The organism is Synergistota bacterium (assembly GCA_021159885.1).
GTDB lineage: Bacteria > Synergistota > GBS-1 > GBS-1 > GBS-1 > AUK310.
On the sequence record JAGHDO010000033.1, the window covers coordinates 1 to 12,634 of the forward strand.

15 protein-coding genes are annotated in these 12,634 nt (G+C 44.4%); all 15 read right to left on the bottom strand.

Translation table 11 applies throughout. The features are described from left to right. A partial coding sequence (locus J7M13_03005; protein MCD6362955.1) for a 1-deoxy-D-xylulose-5-phosphate reductoisomerase occupies positions 1 to 845 on the bottom strand: 845 nt, incomplete at its 3' end. Continuing rightward, positions 785 to 1,378 (bottom strand): septal ring lytic transglycosylase RlpA family protein, encoded by a 594-nt coding sequence (locus J7M13_03010; protein MCD6362956.1) that lies wholly within the window; start codon positions 1,376 to 1,378, stop codon positions 785 to 787. The genes J7M13_03010 and J7M13_03005, both read right to left, overlap by 61 nt. 35 nt (positions 1,379 to 1,413) lie before the next feature. Continuing rightward, positions 1,414 to 2,211 carry a phosphatidate cytidylyltransferase gene (locus J7M13_03015; GenBank protein MCD6362957.1) on the bottom strand — a complete coding sequence of 266 codons (798 nt, stop codon included), beginning with the start codon at positions 2,209 to 2,211 and terminating at the stop codon, positions 1,414 to 1,416. After that, positions 2,208 to 2,864 (bottom strand): di-trans,poly-cis-decaprenylcistransferase, encoded by a 657-nt coding sequence (gene uppS / locus J7M13_03020; GenBank protein ID MCD6362958.1) that lies wholly within the window; start codon positions 2,862 to 2,864, stop codon positions 2,208 to 2,210. Before uppS ends, J7M13_03015 begins: the two co-directional genes overlap by 4 nt. Positions 2,865 to 2,887: 23 nt before the next feature. Further along, positions 2,888 to 3,328: a YjbQ family protein gene (locus J7M13_03025; protein ID MCD6362959.1), complete on the bottom strand. Its 441-nt coding sequence runs from the start codon at positions 3,326 to 3,328 to the stop codon at positions 2,888 to 2,890. Beyond that, positions 3,268 to 3,834: a uracil-DNA glycosylase gene (locus J7M13_03030; protein ID MCD6362960.1), complete on the bottom strand. Its 567-nt coding sequence runs from the start codon at positions 3,832 to 3,834 to the stop codon at positions 3,268 to 3,270. Before J7M13_03030 ends, J7M13_03025 begins: the two co-directional genes overlap by 61 nt. Next, positions 3,821 to 4,669: an Asp23/Gls24 family envelope stress response protein gene (locus J7M13_03035; protein ID MCD6362961.1), complete on the bottom strand. Its 849-nt coding sequence runs from the start codon at positions 4,667 to 4,669 to the stop codon at positions 3,821 to 3,823. Before J7M13_03035 ends, J7M13_03030 begins: the two co-directional genes overlap by 14 nt. An 18-nt stretch (positions 4,670 to 4,687) precedes the next feature. Beyond that, positions 4,688 to 5,944 carry a UDP-N-acetylglucosamine 1-carboxyvinyltransferase gene (gene murA, locus J7M13_03040; protein MCD6362962.1) on the bottom strand — a complete coding sequence of 419 codons (1,257 nt, stop codon included), beginning with the start codon at positions 5,942 to 5,944 and terminating at the stop codon, positions 4,688 to 4,690. 13 nt (positions 5,945 to 5,957) lie between these two features. Continuing rightward, complete coding sequence (wecB, locus tag J7M13_03045; protein ID MCD6362963.1) at positions 5,958 to 7,070, bottom strand: UDP-N-acetylglucosamine 2-epimerase (non-hydrolyzing); 1,113 nt, start codon at positions 7,068 to 7,070, stop codon at positions 5,958 to 5,960. Beyond that, positions 7,067 to 7,924, bottom strand: coding sequence for an undecaprenyl/decaprenyl-phosphate alpha-N-acetylglucosaminyl 1-phosphate transferase (locus J7M13_03050; GenBank protein MCD6362964.1), 858 nt, complete (start codon positions 7,922 to 7,924; stop codon positions 7,067 to 7,069). Before J7M13_03050 ends, wecB begins: the two co-directional genes overlap by 4 nt. Further along, complete coding sequence (upp, locus tag J7M13_03055) at positions 7,899 to 8,993, bottom strand: uracil phosphoribosyltransferase (protein ID MCD6362965.1); 1,095 nt, start codon at positions 8,991 to 8,993, stop codon at positions 7,899 to 7,901. Before upp ends, J7M13_03050 begins: the two co-directional genes overlap by 26 nt. A 75-nt stretch (positions 8,994 to 9,068) precedes the next feature. Next, entirely contained in the window at positions 9,069 to 10,190 is a 1,122-nt protein-coding gene (locus J7M13_03060) for a sodium ion-translocating decarboxylase subunit beta (protein ID MCD6362966.1), read from the bottom strand. A gap of 14 nt (positions 10,191 to 10,204) precedes the next feature. Further along, the gene (locus tag J7M13_03065) at positions 10,205 to 10,666 is read right to left on the bottom strand and encodes a biotin/lipoyl-binding protein (GenBank protein ID MCD6362967.1); all 462 of its coding nucleotides are present in this window, start codon (positions 10,664 to 10,666) and stop codon (positions 10,205 to 10,207) included. After that, positions 10,659 to 11,057 (bottom strand): OadG family protein, encoded by a 399-nt coding sequence (locus J7M13_03070; GenBank protein ID MCD6362968.1) that lies wholly within the window; start codon positions 11,055 to 11,057, stop codon positions 10,659 to 10,661. The genes J7M13_03065 and J7M13_03070 overlap by 8 nt, the downstream gene beginning before the upstream one ends. Positions 11,058 to 11,071: 14 nt before the next feature. Beyond that, entirely contained in the window at positions 11,072 to 12,631 is a 1,560-nt protein-coding gene (locus J7M13_03075; GenBank protein ID MCD6362969.1) for a methylmalonyl-CoA carboxyltransferase, read from the bottom strand. Positions 12,632 to 12,634: the final 3 nt, after the last annotated feature.

The following is a 12,634-nucleotide window of genomic DNA, read 5'->3' on the forward strand; positions in this document are numbered from 1 at the left end:
ACTACAAGACGCATATCAGGATAACTAACAAAAGCTTTAAGAGATCCGTCTAAAAACTCGACTACCCCGTGAATCCAGGCTTCCCTATGGATTATAACCTTAACTTTACCGGGAGGTAGATTAAAAAGCCAGGAAGCTTCTATAACCTCAAATCCCTTATTCATCAGGGTAGCCGAATCAACGGTTATCCTCCTTCCCATTTTCCAAACAGGATGATTAAGAACATCACGAGCGGATGCACACTTTCTCTCATCGTGAGAAAAGTCTCTCAGAGCCCCTCCAGAAGCTGTAAGATAGACTTTCTCCACTTCATCATCAGAATCTATACACGAAAATATAGCCCAGTGCTCACTATCGAGAGGAATAAGCTGATCACGAGATTTCACTTCTTTCACTATAAACTCTCCTCCAACCACAAGCGCTTCTTTCGTAGATAGAAAGACTTTCTTGCCCAATCTCAAAGCCTCATACGTAGGTAAAAATCCAGCTATGCCCACTACACAAACGACAATAGCATCAATATCATCAAAATCTTTCCATATCTTTATAAGGGCTTCCCTCTCACCCGCATAAACCCGAGATCCCAATATCTTCTCAAGTTTCTCAGCCGCATCCTTAAATACCATTCCAACCCTTTTCGGCGAGAGCTCCTTAACAAGACTAAACATACTATCTACATTTCTCCCGCCTGTTAAAGCCACTAACTCTATCAGCTCGGGGAAAGCCCTTTTAACGCTGATCACTGCCTTGCCTATGCTACCCGTGGCTCCGAGGACAGCCAACCTCAACGGTAAATTGCTATTACCATGCAGTTTATTCCCCTTTTTCTGAAAAATCTCTGCCATTTTTCCGCCTTCCCTCTACTCTTAAACCTCCCCACAAGTACTTTATAAAGCTCTCCTTCCCTCTTTATGAATAAGGGCATGCCTATTCTCCACCATATTAATCCCCTTATCTTTCCTTTCCATCTTCGTGCATTTCTTATATCTCTAAAGGCTCCTACTTGAACAGAGTAGTACTTAACCTCAAGGAAAGGATTCGCCCCTGACGGAAGTCTAAAAATTTCTATCTTTACGTAAGCAGTACCGCTCCCGACTATTCCAAGCTTTTTAGCAGCAGCGTAGGACAGATCTATTATGCGCCCTTTTTTGAAAGGTCCCCTATCATTCACCTTCACTATAACCTTTCTACCATTGGAAAGATTCGTCACGATGAGGTAGGTTCCAAAAGGCAAAGTTGGATGAGCAGCCGTATAGGCATACATATTATATGGCTCTCCACTTGCCGTTCTCTTACCATGAAATTCCGGACCATACCAAGAAGCCCAACCATATTGAACAAACTTTTTAGCATGAGCTTCTCCCGAAAGAGGAATCATGCAAAGAAACAAGGCAAGGAAAACCCACTTTCTCACTAATCGATCACTCCCGTCCAAAAAAGATAGTAATATAGCATAGGAGCGTTAAATAGGAAGCTATCAAATCTGTCAAGCACACCTCCATGTCCCGGGATAAGACCACTTATGTCCTTAAGAGCAACCTCTCTCTTAAAGAGAGATTCTCCGAGATCCCCAAGTTGTCCCCAAACTCCAGCAATTCCGCCAAGCGTTAATGCCCAGAGAGGAGGAAGAGCATAAAGCCAGCTTAAGACGCTCATAAACAGAATGGCTCCTAAAACTCCTCCCCAAAAACCTTCCACAGTTTTACCTGGACTCACAGCTGGAGCAAGCTTTTTTCTCCCCATCGATTTTCCAACTAAATAAGCCATGGTGTCCGTTGACCAAGTTAAAAGCACTAATACAATAGTCCAAAACCTACCATCCTCAAGGTTCCTCAGAAGGATAACATAACTTAAAAGCCACCCTACGTAGAAAAATCCCCAGAGAGTAGCCCCAACGGAAACGAGGGGAGACCTCCTCCCCTTCCTGAGAACCTGACCCACCAAGAGGAAAAGAACCAAAAATGTGGGAATAACTACTTTCTGCTCATTATCAGTAAAAGCATAAAAAAGGAGGATAAGCGTCGCTATTATGCCTGCTCCGCGTGATGCTCTGACACCCTTATATGCAACGAGATCATAAAACTCCATAACTCCCAAAACACCAAGTATGAGGATGAAAGCAAGAAAAGGATATCCTCCCCACCAACAAACGAGAAGCACCAGAGGCGCTCCAACTATCGCAGTTAGAAGACGCTTAGTCCACTCTCTCAACCCAGCCCACCAAACCTTCTTTTACGTTTATTATAGTCAGCTATGGCCATATCAAGCTCATCCTCTCCAAAGTCAGGCCAAAGAGTATCAGTAAAGTAAAGTTCCGTGTAGGCTATTTGCCAGAGCAGAAAGTTGCTTATCCGTTTTTCCCCACTCGTTCTGATCAAAAGATCAGGATAGGGAAGATCAGGGATATAAAGAAAACTCTTAAATATATCTTCTGTAACCTCCCCCAGATCCTCCTTCCCTATCATGGCATTCACTGCATCTAATATCTCTCTTCTGCCTCCGTAATTGAGATGAAGAATGACTTGCATTTTGGTATTATTCTTGGTCTCATCCATGGCAAGCTTGATAAACCTATCCACACCATAAGGAAGCTCCCACCATCTCCCAGCAACCCGAATTCTAACCCCTGCCCACTTAAGCTTTCTAAGCTTTACCAGAAAATATAACCTTAATATCGTCATTAAGCCTCTTATTTCTGACTCAGGTCTCTTCCAGTTCTCCGTGGAAAAGGCATACAGGGAGAGGTACTCAATATCCCTCTTGAGGCAAGCAGATATAACGCGCTCAACAGCTTTAACTCCCTCTCGATGACCTGCTATTCTCGGCAATCCTTTCCTTTGAGCCCATCTACCATTGCCATCCATTATAATCGCAATATGCCTTGGGACTAACGTAGCCAAACCCAAACTTCCCTCCGTCTGGGGCCATCAAACTCGGCAAAGAAGACAGACTGCCATCTTCCAAGAGAGAGCTTTCCTCCTTCAACAGGCAAAACGAGACTGACACCCACTATGGACGATTTTATATGAGCAGGGCTATTGCCTTCCAGATGAGCATAGTTTATGGACTGAGGGACAAGCCTTCTCAGGGTCTCGAGTACGTCCACACCAACAGATGGATCATATCCCTCATTAACAAAGATGGCAGCGGTTGTGTGTGGAACGTAAAGAAAGCACAGTCCTTCCGAAAAGGAAGCATCTACTATAACCTTATTCACCTCTTTCGTAATGTCAATCAATTCCTCCTTAGAAGAAGTTCTTAAGGAAATTACTTTCTTAACTCCTTCCACGCTCTCTTTACCTCCTTTATATCCTCCCAGGTTAACCATCGAGGACTTCCCTTAGCCCGGGATTGATTCCTCAACAGAAAACTCGGATGAAACATGGGGAAAACTCTTATTCCCCCTATCCATTCAAACCACTTTCCTCGCACCTTTGTTATCGACTCCTTGGTTTTAAGGATCGCCTGCGTTGGCACGCTCCCTAAGGTAACGATTATCCTGGGTTTTATAATAGCTATCTGTGCTTCCAAAAAGGGCCAACAGGTAGCTATCTCAAGAGGTGTAGGATTTCTATTACCAGGAGGTCTACACTTTACAACATTCGTAATGTAAACATCATCTCTATCTATACCAGCGGATTCTAATATCCTCGTTAAAAGTCGTCCTGCCTTTCCCACAAAAGGCTTCCCCTGTAGATCCTCCTCAGCCCCTGGAGCCTCTCCAATAAACATTATGTCCGTATCTATCTTTCCTTCCCCAAAAACAACCTGTGTTCTTAGCTGGGAAAGAGAGCACCTCCTACAATTCAAGCACTCTCTCTTAACCTCTTCCATAAGCTCGAGCCTTTCTTTCAATCCCAACATTTAATTGTAATCCCACCACCTCTATATCAACGCGGGTCACCAGAATACCCGTCATATCTTCCAACCTATTTTTAAGGTAAACTTGAAGACCCTCAAGTATGGGCTTTATGGAAACCCCGTAAACTAAATCAACTTTAAGCGAGATCTCAAGATCGCCTTCTTCTGGGAACTGAACGCTCAAATGCCTAACGAAAACATATGGTGAATGCTCTTTAACAAGTATGCGTATCAATCTCCTAAAAACGCTTTCCGAGATAGAAAGCCTACCGTAGAAGCTAAATGGAGGCCTTACTACTACCTTTTCTCCTATTTCTTCCCTTCTTCCAGAAAAAAAGAACTTTATTCTACCAACGAGCTGTCCTCTAAAACCCCTTTCTACCTCTATTAGAGGAGCTGGAATAACATGCTTTCCTCCCTTTTCCCTCTCCTTTTTTGCCTGATCTATCTCACCAAGCGAAGCAACATCCCTTATATGAATAAACTTCACCGGTGGAGGTAATCCAAGATTTTCACATATCTTTAAAGCCATTGCCTCAGAAGTGGCTATAAGGAGTATCTTATCCGGCATTTCCTCCTCTATTTTTTCCTTAACCGCCTTTCGGTGATCCTCAAACTGAAACAACGCTCTCCTTATCGCTCTTATTCTGCTACTTTCGCTTTTTGCAGAAACTCCTGCTATTATCCTTCCACTCCTTATAAACAGACCATCATCTATTATGTACCTTATCCCGTAGCTTAAAGCAACCGGAAGAGCGCGCTGGCTCTTGCCAGTACCACTCGGACCTATAAAAGCATACACTTCCATTACGGATCTCTCCAACCTTTAATCTTCTCTCCTTAAATTACCCCCTAAATGGGATAAATTCTCCACGAAATTCTCATAGCCTCTATCTATATGCTCTGCGTTTGAAACGACCGTTCTCCCTCGCGCAGAAAGCCCCGCAAGCACTAAAGCCGCTCCCGCGCGCAAGTCCGTAGCCATAACTTGAGCCCCACTTAAGCTATCTACTCCATTAATTATAGCGCTCCTTCCTTCTACCTTTATATTTGCTCCCATTCTTTGGAGCTCAGGAACGTGCATAAACCTGTTATCGAATATGGTTTCAGTAATTATGCTGGTTCCATCAGCTACAGAGAGAAGCGCCATCATCTGGGCTTGCAAATCGGTAGGAAAACCAGGATAGGGCAATGTGGTAACCTTTACACCAGAAAGCCTCCCGATAAAACGAGCCTCTATCCAATCCTCACCTTGATTCACACTCACCCCTGCTTCCTCAAGTTTGGCAAGCAAAGCCTCAAGGTGAAGCGGGATTACACTATTAACTCTAACTTTCCCCCTGCTTATGATACCGGCTATTATATATGTTCCCGCAACTATCCTATCCGGAATGACCGAAAAGTTAGCTCCCCCAAGCTCGCTTACGCCTTCAATTACAATAGTACTATCTCCATCCCTCTCTACTCCGGCACCCATTTCCCTCAAAAGATCCATAAGATTTGAAATTTCAGGTTCACGTGCAGCGTTTTCTATAACCGTGGTACCTTTAGCAAGCGCCGCCGCCATCAAAAGATTCTCCGTAGCCCCTACACTGGGAAAGTCAAGATATATCTTAGCCCCTTTCAATCTATCAGCCCTCGTCTCTATATATCCATGATTAATGGTTATCTCTGCTCCCATCAAAGATAATCCCTTAAGATGAAGATCTATCGGTCGCGTCCCTATGGGACATCCTCCAGGCATAGGGAGAACAACTCTTCCTTTTCTTGCAAGGAGGGGTCCTAAGACTAAAACAGAAGCTCTCATTTTTCTCATTAGATCATACGGTACATCTCCACCTATTTCGTACGGGCTTGATATTTCCAAGGTTTTTTCATTACGTAAAGCTAAAAAGCCCAATGATTTCAGAATGCTTATCATCGTATCTACATCTTTAAGTTCAGGAACATTCTTTAAAATTAGCCTTTCTCCTCCGCTCATCAGGAGCGAGGCTGCCATCAGCGGAAGAGCTGCATTTTTAGCACCTTGAACAGTAAGAGCTCCTTCCAAAGGGGTTCCTCCATCTATAACTATCTTGGACATCATATCCCTCCTCTCAGAGAAAATGCGCTTCCAAAACAGTAGCTATTCTCTCCGAAGCTTTCCCATCCCCATAGGGATTAACCGCTTTTCTCATTTTATCATAAGCCTTTTCGTTTTCAAGGAGTAGCTTCGCTTCCTCAACAATTCTTTCTCTATTCCTTCCAACAAGCTTTACGGTGCCCGCTTCTACCGCTTCGGGACGTTCCGTTTTATCTCTTAGAACCAAAACGGGAACGCCAAGAGAGGGAGCTTCCTCCTGAATTCCACCAGAATCACTCATTACGAGATAGGAAGCCTTCATAAGATGAACGAATGGCAAATAAGGAAGGGGATCAGTAAAAAGAAATCTTTCCCCTCGAAGAACTCCTAAAGCTGTTTCTCTAACCTTTGGGTTCAAATGAAGGGGAACGATTATAAGGATGTCATCATATTTATCATGAATTATTTTCAGAGCTGAGCATATTTCCATCAATGGTTTTCCCCAGCTCTCCCTTCTATGAAAGGTCGCAAGAATTACACGCCCATTCCATGCAGAAACTCGTTTAAGTTCACCTGAAAACTCAAACTTAAGTGAGGCAACTTTGAGGAGAGCATCTATAACAGTATTTCCCGTTATAAATATTTTCTCCTCAGATATTCCCTCCTTTATCAAATTAAAGGCAGATCTTCTGGTCGGAGCGAAGCAAAAGGTTGAAAGAATATCCGTTACTCTTCTGTTGACCTCCTCCGGAAAGGGACTATATATATCTCCAGTCCTTAAACCTGCCTCAACATGTCCCAAAGGAATCCTCAAGTAATAAGAAGCTAAGCTCCCAGCGAGAGTGGTAGTCGTATCGCCATGAACCAAGACTACATCAGGACGCTCCTTTTCCAGAATTTCCACTATGCCAGAGAGAGCTGCATTGGTTATGTAAGTTAGAGTCTGTCCCTCTCGCATTATGGAAAGATCATAATCTGGCTTTATTGAGAATATCTCCAGCACCTGATCAAGCATCTCTCTGTGTTGAGCAGTCACGAGTATTTTAATATCAAATCCCGCTCTTCTCGACAGAGCATCATAAACAGGGGCCATCTTTATGGCTTCTGGACGAGTCCCAAAAATCAGTATAACCTTTGCATTCCTCATAGCACAAACACTCCTATTCCCACAAGAAAAGCATGAATTGTAAGAAGACTTAGTAAAGCTCCCTTATCACCAAGAGCACCCTTAAGGAGATGGTGAATATGACGATCATCTCCCACCGTTATGGGCTTTCCATGAGCCCATCTTCTCAACACCGCCCAAGTGAGATCCGCAAGAGGAAAAGCAACGAGGAGAAAAACACCCGTTCCATTTATAAAATCAAAACCATTAAGAAGATCTAAGGTAAGAGCCCCCGATAAAAAACCCAAAAGATAACTTCCCGCATCCCCAAGAAAGATCCTCGCCGGCGGATAGTTTAGAAGAAAAAAGCCCAAAGCTGCTCCTACAAGAGGAAAAGCTTCCTCCACACCTCTAATAGCAAGTCCCAAAAAGGTAATAGCTCCAACCCCAGAAGCAAGTCCATCTATTCCATCCACAAAATTAAAAGCGTTTGTTACTGAAACTATCCAAAAAATACCAAGAGCTGAATCCATAAAGGCGTTTCCAAAGATCAGTGGACGCTTCAGATAAATCCAAATAGCTGCAGATACGATCTGAAATACAAGCTTGAGGGAGGGAGAGATATCGAAAACATCATCTACAAATCCCACGAGGACTAAAAGAGAAGCGATCGTGAGCAGCTCAAGATTGCTTCCACATGCCATTGAACACATAGCCATAGAAAGGAAAACGGTGATCCCTCCGCCGAGAGCTACTGGAGAAAAGTGCTTTTTCCTCCCAAAGGGCAAGTCTAAAAGCTTATACCTATACGATAATCTCAAAAGGAGAAAGCCCAAGGAGAAAGATAGCAAAAACGATAAGATGAAAGCCTTAACGTGTTCCGAAAATTCTATCACCCGCATCACCTAGTCCTGGGACTATATAACCGTGATCATTGAGCCTCTCGTCAAGGGCAGCGGTTAATATCTCCACATCAGGATGTGCTTTATGAACCTTGTCGACACCCTCAGGAGCAGCTATAATGCACAGGAATTTTATGCTAGTCGCTCCTTTTTCCTTGACCAACCTTATAGCCTCGACTGCCGATCCTCCCGTAGCAAGCATAGGATCGAGTATTATAACATCTCTTTCCGCTATATCCGACGGAAGCTTGCAATAATAAACTACCGGCTCCAGCGTCTTTGGATCTCTGTATAAGCCTATATGCCCTACTTTAGCAGCAGGCATAAGCCTCAGAACACCATCCACCATGCCTAACCCTGCTCTCAGTATGGGAACCAGTGCCAGCTTTTTACCCGCTATCACAGACGTCTTGGCCTTAGCTATAGGGGTCTCTACCTCTGTCTCAACGAGGGGAATATCCCTCGTCGCTTCATACAACATGAGCCCCGCCATCTCCGCCACCAGCTCTCTAAACTCCTTAACGCCGGTGTTCTTATCCCGTATTATAGAAAGCTTATGCTGTATAAGAGGATGATCGATTATAAAGAGCTTTCCATTCCCGCCTCTTCTTTCCCTGCTTAATCTCTCTTCGAGCGCCTTTATTCGCTGAAATCTTCTAAGATGTCTTCCTTCCTCGAACGATGTCTGAAGCCACTCCTTAACGATCATCTTGGCAAGCTCTGGCCCGGTATTTCTCCCCCCTAAAGCAAGGACATTAGCGTTGTTATGCGCTCTTGAGGCCCTGGCGGTAAATATGTCATGACATAAGGCTGCATAGACGCCGGGATATTTATTGGCAACTATAGACATACCTATACCTGTTCCACATATTAATATGCCTCGGGAAAACTCTCCCGAGGATATGAGCATAGCCACCTTGGATGCTATTTCAGGATAATCCACAGGTCTTGTATCAAAAGTACCGAAATCTTCAAAGTTGTATCCCTCCTCACGAAGGAAAGCTTTTATATCTTCTTTTAGCTCATAACCTGCGTGATCCGCGCCCAAGGCTATTCTATCCATATAAGAACACCTCCTTAAAAAAATAGCCAGTGGCTTAGCTAAGCCACTGGCTATCAGTTTACCTTATGAAAAGCCTTACTGCAATACCGATAGCATGACACCTGCTGCAACAGCGGTACCTATAACTCCCGCAACGTTAGGTCCCATAGCATGCATTAGCAAGAAATTGCTTGGATTTTCCTTCTGTGCCACCCTCTGACAGACTCGAGCTGCCATGGGAACGGCAGAAACCCCGGCAGCTCCTATAATAGGATTTACCTTCCCTTTCGTTAAAACCTTAAGGAGCTTTCCGAAAAGCACACCCCCCGCCGTACTTGCCATAAAGGCTATTAGACCAAGCAGGATTATCTCAATAGTTCTCACAGTCAAAAACGACCGTGCTTCCATAGTTGCACCAACGGTCAAGCCTAACATTATCGTAACTATATTTATGAGCTCATTTTGAGCGGTCTTAGAAAGCCTTTCCGTAACCCCACACTCCCTAAGAAGATTACCAAACATCAGCAAACCGATCAATGGAACAGAAGCTGGAAGTATTAAACCAACAACTATCATAGTTAATATAGGAAAGAGTATTCTCTCAAGCTTAGAAACGGGTCTTAGCTGTTCCATAACCATTTTTCTCTCTTCAGGGGTGGTCAGAAGATATATCACTGGAGGCTGGATTAAAGGAACAAGTGACATGTAAGAATAAGCGGCAACTGCTATCGGTCCCAATATCTGAGGCGCGAGTTTAACAGCAAGATATATGGAAGTGGGGCCATCTGCTCCCCCAATTATGCCTATCGAAGCCGCCTCTTTTATAGTAAATCCCATAAGCATTGCACCTATAAGCGCCACGAAAACCCCGAGCTGAGCAGCGGCTCCAAGTATAAACGTTATGGGATTAGCAAGCAATGGGCCAAAGTCTGTAAGAGCTCCTACTCCTAAGAAAATAAGACACGGGTAAATCTCGTGCTTCGTTCCGAAAAAGAGGTAATAAAATAACCCTCCTGGTTCCATTATTCCAGAAAGCGGAAGATTAGCGAGAATACAACCAGATCCTATAGGAACGAGAAGCAACGGCTCGAATCCCTTTGCTATCGCGAACCATAGAAGCAGTCCTCCTACCATTATCATAACGAGATTTCCCCATGTAAATCCCGCGAATCCCGACATTTGAAAGACCGCAGCAGCCTTTGCCAAAAGCCCCTCCATATAATCTCTACCCCCTAACCGATTACCACGAGAAGATCTCCAGTGTTAACCGAGTCCCCAGCAGATACAGCAACCTGCTTAACGACTCCATCTGCAGGAGAAAATATCTCATTCTCCATCTTCATAGCTTCCAATACCACGAGCAAATCTCCCTTTGAAACGCTCTCTCCTTCCTTAACGGCAACCTTCAAAATCTTACCAGGCATGGGAGCTGAAACATTTGTGCCTCCCTCGGGTGCAGGAGCCTTAGGCTTCTTTTCAACTGTAGGTGCGGGAGAAGGCGTGGGAGCAGGCGCGGTTTCGAGCTTCTTAGGTGGAGCTGGTGATATTGATGGAGATGGCGTTGAAGGCGCCGAAACCGAAGGCGCACTTGTAATCTGAGGAGCCTGCGCTCCAATCGAAGTCGCAGATATTTCCTCAACCTCAACCTCATAAACTCTACCATTTACGGTTATTCTAAAAATCCTCTTATTCATTGCCCTCATACCCCCCCATAATGGATTCTATTCTACTAGCCTCTTTCCATGTGGTTCTTACAGGACCAGCTATTCTCCAAATTCTTATCGTTTTTCTGCCAAGAAAGACAGCTAAAGCAGCCGCTATAGCGGCTACATCCTTTTCAAAGTCAGTAAAAGTTGGCGTAGGAGCTTCTTCCTCCTTAGAAACGGGCTTTGAAACCTCTTCAACCTTAGAAGGAGAGGAAACTCTTCCCTCCTTTACGGGAGACACCGGCACCCTCTCGATAGCCTTGGCGAGATGTTTTATAAAAACCATCATGAGGGCGAGCCCCCCTAATATCAAGAACACTATGCTCATCGCAACTATAGAAAGCCCCAAAGCCCCTCCCATAGTATTGATGGACTCCATTCAAACCACCACCTCTAAACTGGCATGATTCCATGCTTCTTCTTGGGTCTTCCTTCTCTCTTCGTCAGAGCCATGGATAGGGACTCAACCAAAGCGAGCCTTGTTTCCTCAGGTTTTATGATCCTATCTACAAATCCACGCTTAGCAGCAACATAGGGATTAGCAAACTTCTTACGATACTCCTCTATCTTCTGTCTTCTAACCTCCTCCGGATTAGGCGCAGATTTTATTTCCTTCCTGAAGATTATGTTAGCCGCTCCTTCAGCCCCCATAACCGCTATCTCTGCCTGAGGCCATGCTAAAACAACGTCTGCCCCTAAATCCTTACTACACATTCCAAGATAGGCTCCACCGTAGGCCTTTCTCAAAATTACTGTAATTTTAGGAACGGTAGCTTCAGAATAAGCGTATAACATCTTGGCACCATGTCTTATTATTCCACCCCACTCCTGAGCTGTTCCTGGAAGATACCCGGGAACATCGACAAAGTTGACTATTGGAATGTTAAATGCGTCACAGAACCTTATAAACCTCGAAGCCTTATCACAGCAATCTATGTCAAGACACCCTGCCAAATGCCTCGGTTGATTCGCTATTATTCCTATAGGATAACCATCCAAACGAGCGAAACCAACCACAATATTCGGGGCATAATACATATGGACCTCAAAGAAATCGCCATTATCAACAACGAGCTTTATAACATCTCTAACATCATACGGTTTGTTTGGATGAACGGGAACAATATTTCTGAGTTCCATCTCCACACGCGCGGGATCATCATTAGAGGGCTGATAAGGAGGATCTTCCATGTTATTCTGAGGAATAAAGCTTAGCAACTTCCTAACCATCTGGTAGCATTCTTCCTCCGTATCGGCAGCAAAGTGCGCAACCCCGCTTTTCTGATTATGAGCCATGGCACCACCCAACTCTTCTGAGGAGACATCCTCTCCTGTAACCGCTTTTATAACCTGGGGACCGGTAATATGCATAATCCCTATTCCCTTTACCATGAAGGTAAAATCCATTAAAGCAGGAGAATAAACAGCTCCTCCCGCACAAGGTCCTACGATAATTGCTATCTGAGGTATAACACCAGAAGCGATCGTATTTCTGAAAAATATCTGACCATATCCGCTTAAAGAGTCCACACCCTCTTGAATTCTGGCTCCACCGGAATCGTTTATACCAATCAGGGGAGCTCCCATTCTTAGAGCCATATCCGCAACTTTGCATATTTTCTTAGCATGCATCTCCCCAAGAGATCCTCCAACTACCGTAAAATCCTGGGAATATACGAAAACTAAACGCCCATTTATCTTTCCATAACCCGTTATAACCCCATCTGCTGGAGCCTTTACCTTGTCCATCCCAAATTCCGTGCACCTATGCTCCACAAACATGTCTACTTCAACGAAGCTTCCCTCATCCAAAAGAAGGTTTATTCTCTCACGAGCGGTGAGCTTTCCTTTTGCCTTTTGAGCTTCTATCCTTTTAGGTCCCCCCATAGCCTTGATTTCCGTCTGCTTAGCTTCAAGTTCCGCAATAAGTTCCTCTATCGTCCTCTCGGTCATCAA